This window comes from Martinezella lusitana (assembly GCF_900094565.1).
GTDB classification, from domain to species: Bacteria; Pseudomonadota; Alphaproteobacteria; order Rhizobiales; family Rhizobiaceae; genus Rhizobium; species Rhizobium lusitanum.
Map to the genome: position 1 here is coordinate 1 of NZ_FMAF01000057.1, position 17,731 is coordinate 17,731.

The 17,731-nt window shown below is 55.4% G+C and carries 13 protein-coding genes and 1 pseudogene; 10 read left to right on the forward strand and 4 right to left on the reverse strand.

Features of this window, described 5'->3' with window-relative positions; all coding sequences use genetic code 11:
* The coding region (locus GA0061101_RS37575; RefSeq protein ID WP_141694182.1) for a hypothetical protein at nt 1–437 on the reverse strand (437 nt) is incomplete at its 3' end.
* Between the two features lie 891 nt (nt 438–1,328).
* Between GA0061101_RS37575 and GA0061101_RS37580 the strand changes: the two genes are divergently transcribed.
* The 4 genes and pseudogenes from GA0061101_RS37580 (at nt 1,329) to GA0061101_RS37590 (ending at nt 6,677) form a co-directional block, all read left to right on the forward strand.
* Nucleotides 1,329–3,386 carry an O-linked N-acetylglucosamine transferase, SPINDLY family protein gene (locus tag GA0061101_RS37580; protein WP_037200495.1) on the forward strand — a complete coding sequence of 686 codons (2,058 nt, stop codon included), beginning with the start codon at nt 1,329–1,331 and terminating at the stop codon, nt 3,384–3,386.
* A 28-nt stretch (nt 3,387–3,414) separates the two neighbouring features.
* Nucleotides 3,415–4,662: a DUF6250 domain-containing protein gene (locus tag GA0061101_RS37585; RefSeq protein ID WP_092577655.1), complete on the forward strand. Its 1,248-nt coding sequence runs from the start codon at nt 3,415–3,417 to the stop codon at nt 4,660–4,662.
* Between the two features lie 383 nt (nt 4,663–5,045).
* A pseudogene (locus GA0061101_RS41255) lies at nt 5,046–5,423 on the forward strand (ice nucleation-like protein); the annotation flags it as partial.
* A gap of 3 nt (nt 5,424–5,426) precedes the next feature.
* A complete protein-coding gene (locus GA0061101_RS37590) occupies nt 5,427–6,677 on the forward strand; it encodes a hypothetical protein (RefSeq protein ID WP_141694183.1) in 1,251 nt (416 codons plus the stop codon).
* Nucleotides 6,678–7,285: 608 nt separating this feature from the next.
* On the opposite strand, the gene GA0061101_RS37595 is transcribed toward GA0061101_RS37590, so the two are convergent.
* The 3 genes from GA0061101_RS37595 to GA0061101_RS39190 all read right to left on the reverse strand — a co-directional run bounded on the left by GA0061101_RS37595 (nt 7,286) and on the right by GA0061101_RS39190 (nt 9,583).
* On the reverse strand, nt 7,286–8,128 hold the full coding sequence (locus tag GA0061101_RS37595) for a glycosyltransferase family 25 protein (RefSeq protein ID WP_092577658.1): 843 nt from the start codon (nt 8,126–8,128) through the stop codon (nt 7,286–7,288).
* Nucleotides 8,128–8,991 (reverse strand): glycosyltransferase family 25 protein, encoded by an 864-nt coding sequence (locus tag GA0061101_RS37600; RefSeq protein WP_063835648.1) that lies wholly within the window; start codon nt 8,989–8,991, stop codon nt 8,128–8,130. The genes GA0061101_RS37595 and GA0061101_RS37600 overlap by 1 nt, the downstream gene beginning before the upstream one ends.
* A 358-nt stretch (nt 8,992–9,349) precedes the next feature.
* Nucleotides 9,350–9,583: a hypothetical protein gene (locus GA0061101_RS39190; RefSeq protein ID WP_141694184.1), complete on the reverse strand. Its 234-nt coding sequence runs from the start codon at nt 9,581–9,583 to the stop codon at nt 9,350–9,352.
* 148 nt (nt 9,584–9,731) lie between these two features.
* Between GA0061101_RS39190 and GA0061101_RS37610 the strand changes: the two genes are divergently transcribed.
* From GA0061101_RS37610 to GA0061101_RS37635, 6 genes are all read left to right on the forward strand, one after another.
* Nucleotides 9,732–10,409 (forward strand): response regulator transcription factor, encoded by a 678-nt coding sequence (locus GA0061101_RS37610; protein ID WP_037200454.1) that lies wholly within the window; start codon nt 9,732–9,734, stop codon nt 10,407–10,409.
* 2 nt (nt 10,410–10,411) lie between these two features.
* Nucleotides 10,412–11,719, forward strand: a complete 1,308-nt coding sequence (locus tag GA0061101_RS37615; protein WP_051964208.1) for an ATP-binding protein — start codon at nt 10,412–10,414, stop codon at nt 11,717–11,719.
* 255 nt (nt 11,720–11,974) lie between these two features.
* Entirely contained in the window at nt 11,975–13,336 is a 1,362-nt protein-coding gene (locus tag GA0061101_RS37620) for an O-antigen ligase family protein (RefSeq protein ID WP_092577666.1), read from the forward strand.
* 201 nt (nt 13,337–13,537) lie between these two features.
* Nucleotides 13,538–14,761 carry a glycosyltransferase family 2 protein gene (locus GA0061101_RS37625; RefSeq protein ID WP_244655261.1) on the forward strand — a complete coding sequence of 408 codons (1,224 nt, stop codon included), beginning with the start codon at nt 13,538–13,540 and terminating at the stop codon, nt 14,759–14,761.
* A complete protein-coding gene (locus tag GA0061101_RS37630; protein WP_162693767.1) occupies nt 14,751–16,247 on the forward strand; it encodes an ArnT family glycosyltransferase in 1,497 nt (498 codons plus the stop codon). Before GA0061101_RS37625 ends, GA0061101_RS37630 begins: the two co-directional genes overlap by 11 nt.
* A 111-nt stretch (nt 16,248–16,358) precedes the next feature.
* Entirely contained in the window at nt 16,359–17,573 is a 1,215-nt protein-coding gene (locus GA0061101_RS37635; RefSeq protein WP_092573555.1) for an IS701 family transposase, read from the forward strand.
* Nucleotides 17,574–17,731 lie beyond the last annotated feature (158 nt).

The following is a 17,731-nucleotide window of genomic DNA, read 5'->3' on the forward strand; positions in this document are numbered from 1 at the left end:
GTCGTGATGGCGGCGATGTCGGCGGTCGAGAAGCCGGCAATGTCATCCGTCGACAAGGCGCCGATCTGGGCGGAGCTCAAGACGTGGACCTGTGAGGTGGTCAAAGCCTCAGCCTGCGACGAGCCAAATCCCCCAATCTGATCCGCGCTAAAGGCGGCGACCTGCTCTGTGCTCAGGTTTTCTATTTTTGTCGTGTCGAGAACCGCCAATTGGCTCAGGCTGAGACCCTTGATCGCGCTGGCGGATACCGCGCTCATCTGATCGGTCGTCAGGGCTGCGACCTCGTCGGTCTGCAGCGCTTTGATCTGTGATGAGGAAAGCGCTTTGATTTGCGTGGTGCTCAATGCTGCCACGTCACTGGTCGTGAGAGATGCGATGACGGTGGTGGAAAGAGATTTGATCTGATTGACGGTCAAAGAAGAAATGATTGAGGTCATTGGTGTGGGGGCCCCTAATGTTAACCTATAGCTGATGCCATTTCTCTGACGTCGACAGCGTAAAAGAGCGCGCCTGTCTCTTGACCGGGGCTTCGGACGCAGGTCGCGCCGAAACCCCGACACCCACGTGGTCAGAGGCGGTTATTGCGCCTGCCACTCAAGTGTCCTGCCGGACGGAAAGAATGTTGTGAGAAACATGGCTCGCGAAAGCCGAAGCGCTGGAAGGGCTTCATGCACGCAGGGTCCGTAACGACCCTGATCCCAACGCCTTCGTATAAACGTCTCGCTAGCGCTGAGCCGTTTGATCAAAATCTTGACTTCAGCACACGCTAATGTTGCGTCATCAGCCCGTGTCTTAACCAGAGAATTAATGGGCCGCCTTTAATTTACGGTTAACGTGGCATAACTTTTACCAGAAGCCACGAAAAACAACCGGGGATATACTTATATTAATCCACAATCCGCGAGAGAGCTTGCGGACATACAAGCTTAATTCCTGTATTCCGCTCGAAGAAATCAATAATTACGGCGAAGTCAAATTACCTTTTGGGAAATACGCATTATTTTTTCAATACAACTGGTTATATCCCGCAATATATGGCATATAACATTAAAATTATGCTATAAATCTCACATATTTACATAATGTATAAAAAATATCACATTTTAATTGCAAAAGATGCCTTGGTTTATCTGAGTTATACATATCGCGCCACCCAATAAGATCATTTGTTCGTTATTGATACAATAATTAATTAATAAAATCGAATATTGACCGCACATACGCGAAATAGTGACAAGCTCAAAGCAAGCTAGCATCGATACACGAGAGCAATGCCACTTCCTCCGGCTTCGAACCCGACCGGAAGACCATTTACTGCTAGGATGCATATGCTCGTTAACAATGCAGTTGCCCCGGATGTTCCGCCTCCGCTCGTAGAGCTCCTGAACAGGGCGCGAAATCAGCACCTATCCCTTTCCGAGTTACTGCAACTCGTTGAGAGCCTCAGCGAGACGGGTCAAGCACGGCTGGCGTCAGAGCTTTACAGAACGTGGATCGCGTTCAACGACACGCATCCGTTGCTGCACGTTGTCTACTTCAATTACTCCGTCAATTTGCGGCAGTTGGGGGATGTGGCTGGAGCGATTCACGCGCTGCGCGCCTGTTTGAAAATTGATCCGCGATTCGGGCAGGCACACATCAACCTTGGTCGGGCACTCGAAGATTGCGGCTCAACCGGCCAGGCAGTCCAGCAATGGTACAGTTACCTGGATGCCACAAATGAAATCACGGCGGAACGAGCAGGTCATCGTTTGATGATGCTGCAGCATGTCGGCCGCGTTCTCGAAAACGCAGGTCATTTCGAAAAGGCAGAAACGGCGCTATGGCAAGCTATCGAGTTGCGGCCGGACAAAACCGAATCAGCTCAGCATTGGACGTCACTGCGGCAGCGCCAATGCAAATGGCCAACATTGGTTGGCTCAGATCATGTTTCAACACGACAATTGCTCGACGCGATGTCTCCGTTGACGCTTGCCTGCCACGTCGACGATCCCTTGTTTCAGCTTGCCAAAGCTTATCGCTACAATAAGCAACTGGTCGGACAACCCGATCTTAAGAACTTCCCACGCAAGCAGCCACGGATGAAAACCGGAACCGAACAGCGCTTGCGTGTCGGCTATGTATCGTCAGATTTGCGGGATCACGCTGTGGGCTTCGCGCTCAGCGAGGTTCTCGAGCTACATGACAAGCGTAGCGTCGAAGTTTTCGCTTATTATTGCGGTGAGCCGCGAACGAACGATGCGACACAGGAACGGATCAAAATCGCCATCGACTCTTGGCGTGATATTACCGGGCTCAGCGATATCGATGCGGCCGCACAGATTGGTGCGGACGAAATCGACATCCTCATCGACGTCAACGGCTATACAAAGCATGCGAGAACGGGAATCTTTGCCTTCCGCCCAGCCCCGGTGATCGTCAATTTCTGCGGCTACCCCGGTTCCATGGGCAGCCCCTATCATCAATATATCATTGCGGACGACCAAATCATTCCGCCCGAAAATGAAATCTATTTCACGGAAAAGGTGCTGCGGATCGCGTGTGATCAACCTGTCGATCGCAAACGGCTCATAGGCTCCCGGCCAAGCCGCCCGGAAGCAGGACTGCCTGAGAATAATTTTATATTTGCCTGCTTTAACGGCATGCAGAAAATCACCGCCGCATGCTTTGCTCGCTGGATGACGATACTTTCGGCAGTTCCCGACAGCGTTTTGTGGTTGCTTGGCGGCGATGACGATGTCAATCAGCGCCTGCGCCAAATAGCAGCGCAACATGGCGTTGCCGCCGAACGCCTAATTTTCGCGCCTAAGGCTGCCAACCCAGACCATCTTGCTCGAATTGGGTTGGCCGACCTCTTCCTCGATACCTTCCCTTACGGCGCTCACTCTACGGCATCAGATGCTCTGACGATGGGCTTGCCGGTTCTTACCTTTCCCGGGAGAGGCTTCGCTGCGCGTTTCTGCGCCAGCATCGTTTCTGCAGCGGGCGTCGGTGAACTGATTTGTCACGGACCGGATGATTATGTGGCGAAGGCCATCGATCTTGCGCGGCAATCTGGTCGGTTAAGGGCGATCAGAGAAGCATTGCAACGCCAGCGAGACACGAGCGCCTTGCGCGACATGCCGGGTACGGCACGGCGCCTTGAACAGTTGTTCTGGCAAATGCAGGGCGAATCTGAGCGTGGTGAAACTCCAACGCCGGATTTGCGTAATCTCGACCTATACTACGAAATCGGGGCGGAGATCGTTTTGGAGAATGTGGAGTTCCAAGACGACCGAACTTACAGGCACCGATACATCGAAAAGTTGATCCAGCGGCACGACTATACACCAGTCTCGCCCGACGGCCGCCTGTGGGCAGAGCTGCCACTCCGAATCCGTAACTAACGCACTCATTTCAAGCGGTGAGAATTGTATGGCCCCTGTTGTACTTGTGACATTTGCCGGCAGGCAGAAGAGAATGGAAATTCTGACCGACTACATCCGCGAAGCGATGGATCGCGGAATAATAGACGAGTGGCATATTTGGGATTTCACACGTTCACAGAACGACCATGAATGGATCAGCCGCGAATTTGGCCCGGCGCGCTATATGGGATCCGGCGCCCAATATCAGTTGGCGGGAACCGTTACCAACCAGTCTTGGTTCCGCGCGAGCGCGTCGATCACCAATGATCTTCATATTGCGATCTTGCCACATGATGATAGCGACCACTTTTTCGAAATCGTCATCGGCGGCTGGGACAATCAGTATACGGCTCTGCGCAAACTTCCGCGCAGTGAATTGATGAATTCCGAACGTCCAAATGATTCGGCGATATGGACGAGGTCAACGCCTGGTATTCTCTCTCCGGGTATGCCTAATCAGATCGTTCTCAAAAGTGACGCGGGCGGTGTTCAACTACACGTCAATCACGTGCTCGTCGGCCAATGGCAGGAAATCAATTTGCCATTTGGCGCATCGATCATGGTGCGTGGAGGATGGGGCGCCGGTTTGGAGCTCGGCAACTCCGGCTCACGTATACAGCGTTTCCTTGGCAATCCGGACGAGAGGCCCCCATACTGGCAGGCCTACAATTACTACGCAACCAGGCTGCAGAGGTTTTCGGATACGGTATTTTTGAAGTGTGACGATGACATTGTCTACGTGGACGTCGATAAGCTCGACGGCTTTATAGAATTTAGACGGAGCAACCCGAACTACTTCATCGTTTCGGCCAATGTCGTGAACAATGGAGTGTGTGCGTACTGGCAGCAGGTCGCAGGATCGCTTCCTGATCGGCTCGGCCAATTTGAACATCCGCCGGGAGGATTTGGTGGAAGCTTGTGGCAGAGCGGGAAGCGCGCGACTGAGCTCCATGATTTCTTCTTGCAAAGCCATGACAAGCGACTGCCATTGCCCGCTCAGGTCGTTGAGTGGAAAGGGCGTCAGTCGATCAATTTTATTTCCTGGCTTGGGAAGGATTTGGTGCATATGGCGCTGCCAAAAGGCGATGATGAGGCCCAGTTGACGATCGATTTACCAGAGCTTCTGGGGCGCCTTACAGCTATCTATTCTGACTTTATGGTGAGCCATCTGAGTTTCGGCCCGCAAGAAAACGGACTTGATGTCGACCGCCTGATCGATGCCTACGGTGCCTTGATGCGGGCAAGGAGAAAATAGCCCCCGCCCCTCTCCCGTGCTTGAACTACCCCAGATCACTCGGCGCGGCATCACAGTTGGTATGTTGGCGGCTTTTAAAATTTCCGCTCCAAAGAATCTCCATGTAATGCGAATCAACGTGAAGCCCGCTAGGGTAAATTTTAAATTAACGGATGCTGCAACTCTTGGGATACTCGCATTCCTAGACGCCGGAACACTCTTTCCGTCTAACGGGACGCTCAAATGGTCGATGCCAATAGCTGCTTCTGATCATAACAGTTACGCGAACTTCAGGAGCAAGCACATCCAAGGCAGTTGCCAAAAGACCCGCGTGCTCCCTTCACACCATCGGTTGCGGAGAGGTGACATTTGAAATCGGTTAATATTGCGGAGCCCACACGCTGATGACCTCAATCATTTCTTCTCTGACCGCCAACCAGATCAGATCTCTTTCCACCACGGTAATCGCGTCTCTTAGCACCAATGACGTGGTCGCGCTGAACTCCACGCAGGTCAAGACGCTTTCGTCAGCTCAGATTGCTGCTTTGCGAACCGATGATATCGCAATCCTGACGACCGGGCAGATCAGTGCCATATCCGTTAGCGGGATCAAGGGCCTCAGTCTGAGCCAGTTGGCCGTTCTTGACGCGACCAGGATTGCGAGCCTTGGCACGGCACAAGTCACGGCCCTGAGCACCAATCAAATCGAGGATTTGGATTCTTCACAGATTGAGGCTTTGACATCGTCCCAATTTGGAGCCTTTGGCTCGGCGCAGGTCGCGGCCTTGTCGACCGCCGATATCGCGGAATTATCGACCGCCGATATTGCGGCGATCACTCCAATAGCAATGTCCGGACTGTCGACGGACGATGTCGCCGCGCTTTCCACTGGCCAGCTCGCCGCCCTGAAGACGGGTCAGATCGCAGCCCTGAAGACCAGCCAGGTCAAAGTGCTGACCACCCTCCAGATCACCACGTTGACCGCTGCCCAGATCGGTGCTTTCAGCTCGGTGCAGGTCGCGGCCCTGACCACCGCCGATATTGCAGAATTGACGACCGCCGATATTGCAGCGATCACTTCAACAGCAATGTCCGGACTGTCGGCGGCCAATGTCGCCGCACTTTCTACTGGCCAGTTCGCCGCGCTGAAGACAGGTCAGATCGCAGCCCTGAAAACCAGCCAGGTCAAAGTGCTGACCACCCTCCAGGTCACTACGTTGACCACTGCCCAGATCGGTGCTTTCGGCTCTGCGCAAGTCGCGGCTCTGACCACCGACAATATTGCAGCCCTCTCGACCGGCCAGATCTCCGCTCTAAGCTCGAGGTCCGTGGCAGGGCTCACCACCGCCCAGATCGACACCTTGAGCTCCAGCCAGATTGAAGCTCTCGGCTCCGCACTTGTCGGAGTCCTCGGCTCGGCGCAGGTCGCGGCCCTGACGACTGCAGATATTGCCGAATTGTCGACCGCCAGTATTGCAGCGATCACTTCAGCAGCAATGTCCGGACTATCGGCGGCCAACATCGCAGCACTTTCTACTGGCCAAGTCGCCGTCCTGAAGACGGGTCAAATCGCAGCCCTGAAGACTAGCCAGGTCAAAGTGCTGACCACCCTCCAGGTCACTACGTTGACCACTGCCCAGATCGGTGCTTTCGGCTCTGCGCAAGTCGCGGCTCTGACCACCGACAATATTGCAGCCCTCTCGACCAGCCAGATCGCCGCCCTAAGCTCGAGGTCCGTGGCAGGGCTCACCACCGCCCAGATCGACACTTTGAGCTCCAGCCAGATTGGGGCTTTCGGCACAGCACAGGTCAGAGCCTTTGGCTCGGCGCAGGTCGCAGCCCTGACGACCGCAGATATTGCAGAATTGTCGACCGCCAATATCGCAGCCATTAATCGAACGGCATTATCGGGGTTGTCGACAACGGATATCGCGAACCTGAAGAGTGATCAATTGTTGGCGATCACAACTGCTCAGTTGCAAGCGCTGGATTCGGGACAGGTTGGCGCAATCATCGCGGCGTATCATGCTGTCTGATGGGCTTGTCATCTAAGCAACTCATCAAGGTTATGCAGGATCCTTCGAGAAATGAGCTGCGACCATTCCAATCAGCCCGCGGACGTGCTGATTGGAGCAAGTTGACATCGCCGTCGCTGGCACGATCTGCCGGATATCCGCCGCCGTGACCTCCGTGAAGGCGATTGCCCATCGACAAGACTCCGAAATCGTCATGAGCGCTATCTGGAATTGTTATCCCTCTGGGCCGAAAATAGGCCCGGAGGGATAAGTCGCTTGGGCAGGGCCCGAAATCGGATCTGCAATCGGACCAACCAAATTCGATCTTTCCAGACAGCAGTATACCCATCGGCGGCCGATCAGCTCGGCAACCAGCACCACGCTCGCAGCCTGCGCCGCATTTGCCGTATAAATACCGGCCGCGAGCGCGATGATTGGCATTTGCTGGGGCCTTTAGAGCGTTTTGTTTCTTTACGCATTCCAGATGGAAAACCGCTTCGCACTTTTCCTGGAAATGCTCTAGTGTCGGGCCTTGCCGGAGCTAACGTTCAATTCTCGTCCACTCCTGTCCGACAGTTTACAGTTTCGTAAAGTAGCCGACGCAGTCTCGAAGGGGCCTCGGCTTGCCGCTAGGCATCCGTGGGATGATGCTGACTTCGGGCAAACGCTGAGGATCGCGCCGGGGCGTCAAGCCGATGACTGTCCGCAGACGGCCGCCTCCATCGGCTCTCCCAAATCTCCAGCACGTACCGAACGCGACGGCAATATTCGGCGGCCCGCAAAAGGTGAGTGGGCAAGCGCTTCGGACCAAAGAACTTGGCCCGGTTGTAGTCCACCCTTTTTCCGATCTGGCTGTTACGGCTGTGGTTCATCAAGCTCACGACGTTGCGGCGGACGCTCAAGACATTCGCGCCGTGGTGCCAGCCTCTTTCAAGCGCGACATCGAAGGGAAAGCTCATAATGCGCAGCAACGGCAAAACCTTGGCTGCGCCTCGGCTGGTGATGACGTAACAGGCGGCCGAACCTTGCGGCCCATGCAGGCAACGGCCCATCTCGTCACCAAACACGCTTGTCGCGATACCGAGAAAGCCGCTGCTTCGATGATTGAAGAGTTTAACGACGTCCGCATTTGGAACAGCCTCAAGGATAGCGATCGTCCTTTCCACCAGATCGGCCGGGATGTCGATGTCGTCCTCCATGACCAGAGCCGCATCGAAATCGCTCTCGAGAAAAATGGAGAGGCATCCGATATGGCTGCGGTAGCAGCCATATTCGCCCAGGAGGAGCGCTCGCCCGCCGTGCCGAGCAAAGCCTTTCCAATCGACGTCCCGAAAATCCTTCTGTGACAGCTCGCGCCCATCCGTGGCGGCCATCCTGATGACGTCTATGCCGCATTCACCGGCTTTGGAATGCACGACAGCCCATCGATCGACCGACCTGTCCAGATTGATGACGTACACCCCCAGTTTCATCACATCTCGCTAACCTGCTTGGCAGGGTTGTTCACAAGAGATACTCCCCCTGCCTCGACCTTTTCTGTCCCGGGCAGTGCAACTTCCATCCGCGCACTCGTGAGATGGCCAAGCAATCGAGCGAGCCGTGCCGATAACCGCATGGTCTCGATAAAGATCCGATAGGGCATTACCGTCAAATAGTGCCCTCGGGACCTGTGATAGGTTCGGCGCCGTCCCTGGATCTGCGAAGGCAGGCCCAATTGCTGATTGACCGGGATGGGAACGACGAAGGCCGATTTCAGTTGGGCGAAGAACTCAAGATCGAGCGCCAAGTCGAACGGCAGTTGCATCGGCATGAGCCTGTCGACAAACCAATCTGCAGCCCGACGATTGATAATGTAGGCACCGGAACCCTTCTCCCGGGTTAATGCTACCGCCAGATCTCTACCTTCCGTCAGCCGGGAGAAGCGGAACTTTCGCCCGTCGCTGACCGTGGAAAGGCGCAGAATATCCCATTTTTCGGTCTGTGCGAGCGCTGCATCCAGCAACTCCACGAAGTCATCCGGAAACTCGAGATCATCTTCCAGAATAAGAGCAAACTTGCTGTTCGAGGCGAGAAGACGTCTCGCACATTCGATATGACTCAAGTAGCAGCCGACTTCCGCTGGATTGCGCCTGCGGCCATGCTTGAAACGAAAGGCAAACTCGTCGAAGCCCTGTATCGGAAATTCGATGGCCCGGCCGTCAACCGCCGCCACCCGTTCGAAATACAAGCCGATGCTCCCTAACTTCTGTTGCATCGCAACCAGCCGATCGGTTGCCCGATCGAGATTAATCAGAAATATCTTAAGTGACGCTTCCCCAGGCTTCGCACCGATCATGCCAGATTCGCTCCAACTAGCGGCATTACCGCCGCATCGGAAGCGACCATGTTCAGCCCGACTTACGGGACACTTACGAAATCCTGGCGAAAAGATGGAATCTGGCCTCACCCGGTGGCCAACCCCATCCCATAATTCCTGTCCACGAGAGCGACTCCAAGTGTCACCATTTCTCCAGCAGCATCGCAACCGCAGCATTTCAGGCTGGTGACAGTAACGCACTCTAAGCTAACGCGTGGTCTGATGGTCGAAGCTTCGTCCCAGAAGGAAGGAGTTGCGCTGTCGAGGTCATTTCCATGCACGCAGCTTGCGGGAAAGCGGCCAACCTTCTTTGAGACAAAGCGCACAGGCATATGATTCAATCGATGAACATTGTCCCCGCCGGGATTTCCGGCACGACATCGCCTTTGATCCGCCGGTTTACGCAATCGTCGCCCGCTGCGGACTTTAAAGCGCCGGTCGCGCCACAATCGCACCCTTTCCCAAATGGCAGGTTGCCTGGCTCGAACGCTCCGGATGGCGTGACGAACCGGAGATTCGAATGCTTCGCCGGGCTCATAAGGCGAAAAACGCTGCTGATCCGGCGCGCCATCCGAGACGTCCGCGAGTCACGTGCGGTGATCGATAAGAGTCCGGACCGCATGAATGGTCTCGAAGCCCAAAGGCAGCAGGCCTATTGCCGGACCATTGTTGCCTTACGGCGCTCCGTTCTCACGGTTGCAATATAGATAGGACATGCCATGCGTGTATTATTGGTCGAAGACAATGCAAAACTTGCCGCGGTGACCCATGATGCCATGCGCGCTTATGGCTTCACCGTCGACCACGTCTCCAACGCACATGATGCCGAAGAGGCCGCCGCAACGGTCGACTACGACTCCATCATACTGGACCTTGGTCTGCCCGATCGCGATGGCCTGACCCTGATCGAGCCGCTGCGAAGGACGGCACCGTCGGCGCCGCTTCTGATTCTAACCGCCCGCGATGCGTCGAGCTCGATTATCGATGCGCTCGACAGCGGCGCCGACGACTATCTTTGTAAGCCATTTGTCATGGGAGTGCTGATTTCTCGCCTGCGCGCGATCATGCGCCGTGGCCAACCCCGCCATGGTACCATCCTGCAGCACGGTGACATTACTTTCGATCCAAGCCAATACTCCGCCTCCGTCGGCAAGACACAGCTTGCCCTCAGCCGCCGCGAGTTTGCCGCGCTGCATCTTTTTTTGCGGCGCCCCAATCATGTGCTGTCGAAGGCGGAGGTCGAAGAGGCAATCTATGGCTTCGGCGACGAACTGAGCTCCAACGCCATTGAGGTTTTGCTGCATCGGTTACGCAAAAAGCTTCAAGGCGCTGGGTCGGTCCTCTACATCCATAACATGCGCGGCATCGGCTATATGCTTGTGGAAAAGCGTCCTTGAAGATGTGGCGTCTGACACTTCTGCAGCGGTTGATCCTGGCAATGTCGATTGTTGCCTTCGTCGCGATCGGTGCAAGCGTAGTATTTCTGTACATCCGCTTTCAAGCCTCGAATGATACATTCCGCGAGGAGACGCTTTCAACGTTTGCAGAGGATCTGCGGCGGGAACTGGCGGTAGACCCGAAACTTTCGAGCTCCCGTGCAACGACGGCCAAGGCGCGCATCCGTGCGCTGCACGGTCAGTATGCCGTTTTGGGGCGTGACGGGCGTATCATCGATTCTTCCGGCCTGCAGGAGTCATTGATTCCTTATATCGGTGATCGAGCTCAATATTTTGAACTTCCACCGCATGACGACCAGAAAACGCTGTTCGGCATATCCATTCCAATTGCGTTGCCTGGCTCTGCAGGGGCCATACAGGTTGCCTTCCCTAAAACGCACGTCACCTTCGACAGTGTCCTGGAAGAGTTCGTCCGCGATATTGCCTGGATCTGGATCCCGTTCGTGATGGTGCTGTTGGCGACAAACATCGCTGTCCTGGGCTTTGCGCTACGACCATTGCGCAAAGCGGCACAAGAGGCCGCACAAATCGGCCCGTCAAGCATTGCGACACGACTAACGGAGAGTGGTATGCCCAACGACGTTCTGGCGTTGGTCAAATCGGTAAATGCTGCCCTCGACCGGCTTCAAGGCGGATTTCTTTCTCTGGAACGCTTCTCTGGGCAATTGGCCCATGAACTACGCACGCCGCTCGCCATCGCCAAGACACGTTTATCCTTGTCACAGGATCAGATCGCACGCGCAGTAGAGAGGGATTTCGAAGACGTCGAACGCGTCATAACGCAACTGGTTGATCGGGTACGCGTGCGGACACTCCATTATGAAGCAGCCGACATCGTGGATCTGGGAGGAGTGGCCACCGACGTTGCCCGCTATCTGGCGCCCATGATCGTGGGAGCCGGCCGCAACATTGAGCTGAAGATCGAGAACGGACCCGTTCTCGTCAGTGGTGCCAAGGACTTCATATTTCGAGCGCTTCGCAATCTGGTCGAGAACGCGCTGCATCACAGTCCTGAGAATGGAATGATCACTATCACAGTCTTCAACGTCGGCATCAGTGTCGCCGACCAAGGTCCCGGCTTCACGAAAGGGAGACTAAGAGAAGAGATCGGACTGTTGGGGAAGACGGATCGTGAAGATGGCTTAGGCCTCGGTCTTTCCATTGTCGGGGAGACAATGGCCGCGCATGATGGACGGATCGTGCTGGCGAACTTGCCGTCTGGCGGAGCAGTCGCAACCATGGCCTTCTAGTTGCCGACACCTTCTCCATTGAATTGGAGCGTCCCGGCTTTCGCATCGCCGAAGTCCAATGCCAAGCCGCGGACAATGAACGTCAAATTGGGCGGTTGCCACAGCAACTTACCGAAGCCCACCTTCTCAAGGAGTGCCGCCTGGTATATTTCCGCGAAAGCAAAGGTCGAGCTTCAATTGACTAAACGAGCGGAATGATGATGGTTCGGAGACGTACGCCGCGCCGATCGGCAGGGGAATTTGCAAGGTAGCAGCATGAACGTTCGCATCCAATCCTCCCGTCCGAGCCCATCTTTTGCAAGAGTATGGGTCTATACCGCAGATGTGCTCTGGCTCTTTGTCATGTCAGCATCCCTGGTCGAAAGCTACGCTTATCGCTACGCCGGCACGCTGCTGTTGATATTGTCGCTTATTCTGTATGCGAGATCCAAGCCAAGACCATCGATAGATTGGCAGGGTTGGCTCTGCCTAGCATGGGGAACCTACGCATTTTTGCGATATGTTCTACAATTCGCGCTTCAAGCCGACCACCCGGTTGGCGACCATGATGTGCTTTTCTTCATGCCCTTGGTGTTTCCACCGCTGGCGTTCGTACTATTCCGGTGCTGGTCTCACCTCGAAAGGCTTGTTGCTGTCTATTTTGGCATTGCACTCATAGTTCTGCTCTTGAGCCTACGCCTCAACGCCATTCTCGAGGGTGAGACAGTTATCCCCCTGATACAGCATAATCAAATACATGGAGCGGTTTGCTGCGGTGTGATTCTCATTGGCGCCATCTTTTGGCTTCTACACTATCTTACCGAGGATACGTGCAATCGCACGATCAAGATCTATGCTTCCGTCGTGTCTCCTTTTATCTGCGCCCTCTGCCTTCTCGGGATATATGGGGCGAAATCGAAAGGTGTTTGGCTTTCGCTTCTTCCGGTATTACCCATAGTCGGTTTTATCGCTATGCGTGCTTTGAAGCATCGGTTGGTGGTCCCGGTCGCGCTCCTCTTTGTGGCGTTGCTCGGCGGCGGTTTGTATATCGTCAGGAACAATGTCGTCCACACCGCCGGACCGACGATTGCTGCGACTATCACCATGCTCAAGGACGCCGGCTCGACCGAGCAGATCGGCAGCGCAGTCTCTCATTCGATAGACAGCGGCGCCACGCCGATTGGCATGAACCAGCGCCTTCAGCTCTGGGCAAATGCTTGGGAATTGTTTTCCACCGCACCCATCTTCGGTTGGGGGAGCGAGTGGCTGGAGCTTTGGCCGCATACCTATTATCCAAATGCGGGATATACGTTCATGCACAACGGCTATCTTGAAATCCTCATTCGATATGGGCTCTTCGGAGCGGCGTTCTTAGGCGTCATGCTGGCGTGCTTTTGCTTTAACGTCCGGCGCGCGGCCAGCCTGAGGATTATCCCCAATCATGCGATGCATGCCTACTTTCTGATCATCCTTTTTTTCAGCTTCACCATCCTCAGCAACTCGAATAACCGGCTCGCCAGCGGGGAAAGCCTGTCGATTTTGACTGCCGCCTTTGCATTGGCATGTCGGTTAAAAATTCGAACATACGGGGGCACCGCGCCTTTGGGCGCATCCGGAGAGGTAGTCCCTATCGCTTGAAGGGCGCAGAGCCACCTTTCCGACAAAATCAAACCTCGCTTTCGCCGCTGTTCTATAAGCCTGTCGTAAGTCAAGGTTTTCATGGTCAGTTCCACGAGTACAAAGAGTCGTGGGCGCTTGAAACCTTATGCATCACATTGTTTGGCGGCCCGGAGCCGGTTGGCTTCAACCCAGTCAGTTCCGTCTGCAAGGCGCACGCCATTGAGCGGGTTCAACGACGACATGTGTCCTGCTCTAAGCGAACAATGGTCGAGGCGGATGAATTCGTCACAACCAGAAACGATGCATGCCCCCTTCAGCCAGGATCCGCCGGTCCGTAAAGACGCGCAGGAGGATGCAAGCCCGCCTGCTCTGTCGATCATTATCCCGACGTTCAACGAAGTGGACAATATCCGCCCCTTGGTGGGGCGCCTTCATGAAACGCTTGTTGGGATTGAATGGGAGGTCATTTTCGTTGACGACGATTCCGCAGATCATACCATTGATATCATTCGCAGGATATCGCTGCAGGACCGTCGCGTGCGGGGAATAAGACGCGTCAACCGGCGTGGTCTGGCGGGTGCATGCCTGGAAGGGATTCTTTCCAGTTCCGCTCCCATTGTCGCCGTTATGGATGCCGATCTCCAACACGACGAAACCTGCTTGCCCAAGATGTTTCGCATGATAAGCACCACATCGGCAGATCTGGTCGTTGCAACGCGATATGGCGAGCCACCCCAGCATGTTGACGGCTTCACCAGATTGCGCCAGCCCGGAAGCATATTGGCAACCGGAATTGCACAAAGACTGCTCCCGACACCCACCAGCGATCCGATGAGTGGCTTTTTCATGGTCAAGCGTGGGATTGTCGAAGCTGCAGCACCAAGGCTCTCGCTACACGGCTTCAAGATATTGCTGGATATCCTGACGTCTTCACCCTCCCCCCCGACCATCGCGGAAGTGAATTACGACTTCCGTCCGCGACTGCATGGCGAGAGCAAGCTCGATGCAATGATCGTCATGGAATACCTTGGATTGATCGTCGCAAAGCTAACTGGTGATCTCATAACGCCACGTTTTCTGATGTTCTGCATCGTGGGATCAATCGGCTTGGCTGTCCATCTGGCCGTGCTACGGCTCCTTCTGCTAGACGACCTCTCCTTTCCGGTTGCGCAGACATTCGCGATGATGAGCGCCGTTCTGTCCAACTATACGCTGAACAACGCGCTGACGTATCGAGACAGACGCCGACGTGGATGGCGCTACCTAACCGGCCTTGCAGTGTTCTCCTTGCTTTGCAGTTTTGGGGTTTTCGCCGGCGTCGGTCTATCGACGCTCATCTACGATCAGGAACCCTATTGGTGGTTGGATGGTATCGGGGGAGCTGTCATCGGCGCCGTATGGAACTATGTCACAAGCTCGGCGATTACCTGGCGTGCAAGATAAGAAAACCTTCCGGGAACTGCCTCCGCTATCCAAGATCATAACTATCCTCATCGCTCTAACTGTCTTCAGATTATGGGCGATGGCACACTTCGATCTTGTTCCGGATGAGGCCTACTACTGGCTGTGGTCGCGCGTGCCCTCTGCGGGCTATTACGACCATCCGCCGATGATTGCCTGGTGGATTTGGATCTCGACCCATCTGCTCGGAGACACCCTTCTGGGTGTTCGCGCGCTGGCGGTCGGTTCGGTTTTTGTAACCTCGATTGCCGTTTACGGGACTGCCCGCGAGCTCTTCGATGACCCGAAGATTGCCGGCGTTGCGGCCATATGGCTGAACGCCATGCTTTTGATGAGCCTTGCGGCGATGTTTGCAACGCCGGATGCGCCCTCCACTATGTTCTGGGCGCTAACGCTGTGGGCCATCGCGCGGCTTCGCAGCGTCGAGCTGCCAAGACTGTGGCTCTTGATCGGCTTGCTGGTCGGCCTGGGATGTGTCGCAAAATACACAAATCTCTTTATGGTTCCGGGAATTCTGCTTTGGTTGGCGTTGGATCCCAAGGCACGCAGGTGGCGGTTCAGCCTATGGACGCTAATGGGAGGTGTTGTTGCGCTCCTGACATTCAGTCCCGTCTTGATTTGGAACGCGAGCCACGGCTGGATCTCATTTGCCAAACAGTTCGGCCGCATAGCAGATCGGCATCCCGGCTTTTCATACTTTGGCGAGTTCATCGTTGCCCAATTCGGCCTGCTCAATCCGCTGGTCGCGATTTTTGCCACGCTTGCGATCTACCGGTGGCTGCGAGTTCCCAAATCGCACCTATCCAAGTCGGTTACCTTCCTGATTTTACTCAATGGGCCGCTCGTTGTTTACATGATATTCCACGCGCTGCATGACCGCGTGCATGCAAACTGGCCGGCCCCGGCATACCCCGCCATCGCAATCCTCGCCGCAGTTGCGGGAGCCCGAGTTACTGGTCGCAAGCATCTGAGACGACTGTCATACTGGGTTTCTCCGGTGGGTATCGGGCTCTCGTCGCTATTGCTGCTCTACTTCGCAACGCCGTGGGGAAAGACCTTCCCGCTGCATAGTCCGGCAGACACCCTTTTGGGCTGGCAGGAATTTTCTGCACGGTTGGAGACGATGCGCAAGAATTCTGGCACAGAATGGATAGCAACAACCGATTACGGGTTGACGGGGGAGCTGGCCTTCGAGCTCAGGGACGGTCGTCCCGTCATGCAGATCGTCGATCGGCAGCGGTTCTTCTTTGAAACTCCTGATCAATCCTTGATCAACAAACCTGCGTTGCTGGTGATATCGGCCAACGCAGGCCAAGTCGAGCGCTACGCAAGTTGCTTTGACGCATCCACGCAATTGGGCACCCTGACGCGTCAGGCCGGCAATCGTGTCATTCAGGACTATTTGGTTCTGAAAGTTCAGGGCGCTCCAGAAGGCATGCCGTCGGACGGTTGCGATAGAAAGCCTTAGAGCGCTTTGTTTCTTTACGAATTCCAGACGGAAAACCGCTTCGCACTTTTCCTGGAAATGCTCTAGCATTACAGTTGCATATTTCTATAAACTCTGAATCTATGGGTCTCCATGATTCGGAGGTCATGGATGATGGGTGCATCAATCGAGACGACGCTGGAACTTTGGGCATCGTCGCTGCGTGACGTGAAGGCTCGTATGCGGCGACTGTTTACGCAGGAGCGAGTTGCAGCATCTGCGAACCTTTTCCTGGACGGCTTGCTGGGTGACGAGCGGCGAAAGACAGGTTGGATGCGCGCTGAGGCGGCCGGTGATCCCGGTCCGTGGCGGCAGCAAGCCATTTTGGGTCGCGGACGCTGGGACGCGGATGGACTTCGCGACATCGTGCGAGAGTATGTTGTGGAAAACCTCGCCGCCGATGATGCGGTCCTGGTCATCGATGAGACGGGCTTCCTCAAGCAGGGCAAGACATCGTGCGGTGTTTCGCGTCAATATACAGGTTCGGCAGGCAAGATAACGAACTGCCAGATCGGTGTGTTCGCCGCCTATGTGTCCGTTCGCGGTCATGCCTTTATCGATCGAGCCCTGTACTTGCCCAAGAGCTGGACCGGTGATCCGGCAAGGCTTGCAGCCACCCATGTTCCTGAGGCTATAGCCTTCGCTACCAAGCCAGGCCTGGCTGTCGATATGATACGGCGTGCGCTTTCAGCCGATGTGCCGTTTTCATGGGTGGCTGCAGATGCGGTCTATGGCGTCGGGGACGTTGAAGGGACCCTGCGCAGAGCCTGCAAAGGCTACGTTCTTGGGGTTAAATCGGACCACCATTTCGGCTCCTGGTCGGGCAAGCCTCCGGTCGCCGGCACAGCTCAGGAGATCGCCCGTGACCTCGATCCAAAAGCATGGCAGCGTCTTTCCGCCGGTGATGGCACCAAAGGCGCGCGGCTTCATGACTGGGCCTACTGCGAACTCGCCGATCTCCATGCCGACGAATATAACGAGACGGAAACGGGCCTTTGGACCCGTGGCCTCCTGATCCGGCGCAATATCAGCGACGGCGATCTCGCATTCTTCACCACATGGTGCCCGGCCGGAACGGGCATCCAGACGCTCGTTTCCGTTGAAGGCCATCGCTGGGCCATCGAAGATAGCTTCGAGACCGCCAAGAACGAGCTCGGACTCGATCACAACGAAACCCGGTCATGGCATGGCTGGCATCGCCACGTCTCCCTGGTCATGCTCGCCTTCGCCATGATGGCGGTGATCCGGTATCGCGCCAATGACGTGACGCCCCAAAAAAGACCGCGGATGCCGACCATCAGGATTTAATCCGCTGGTCTATCCAGGAAGTCCGGCGCATCGCCACAAGGCTTGCCCAGCGTCGCATAAAGCCCGCCTACGTCATCGCGTGGTCATGCTGGAGGCGCGCCCATCAGGCTGCCGCTCGACGAGCGCATTTGAAAGCGAAAATGCAACTGTAATGCTAG

What these genes read in the sequence shown, in the direction of transcription:
- GA0061101_RS37620 (WP_092577666.1), top strand. Translation starts at nt 11,975, where the DNA reads ATGAACGTTCGCATCCAATCCTCCCGTCCGAGCCCATCTTTTGCAAGA.
- GA0061101_RS37635 (WP_092573555.1), top strand. Translation starts at nt 16,359, where the DNA reads ATGATTCGGAGGTCATGGATGATGGGTGCATCAATCGAGACGACGCTG.
- GA0061101_RS37610 (WP_037200454.1), top strand. Translation starts at nt 9,732, where the DNA reads ATGCGTGTATTATTGGTCGAAGACAATGCAAAACTTGCCGCGGTGACC.
- GA0061101_RS37595 (WP_092577658.1), bottom strand. Translation starts at nt 8,128, where the DNA reads ATGAAACTGGGGGTGTACGTCATCAATCTGGACAGGTCGGTCGATCGA.
- GA0061101_RS37585 (WP_092577655.1), top strand. Translation starts at nt 3,415, where the DNA reads ATGGCCCCTGTTGTACTTGTGACATTTGCCGGCAGGCAGAAGAGAATG.
- GA0061101_RS39190 (WP_141694184.1), bottom strand. Translation starts at nt 9,583, where the DNA reads ATGGCGCGCCGGATCAGCAGCGTTTTTCGCCTTATGAGCCCGGCGAAG.
- GA0061101_RS37615 (WP_051964208.1), top strand. Translation starts at nt 10,412, where the DNA reads ATGTGGCGTCTGACACTTCTGCAGCGGTTGATCCTGGCAATGTCGATT.
- GA0061101_RS37600 (WP_063835648.1), bottom strand. Translation starts at nt 8,991, where the DNA reads ATGATCGGTGCGAAGCCTGGGGAAGCGTCACTTAAGATATTTCTGATT.
- GA0061101_RS37580 (WP_037200495.1), top strand. Translation starts at nt 1,329, where the DNA reads ATGCTCGTTAACAATGCAGTTGCCCCGGATGTTCCGCCTCCGCTCGTA.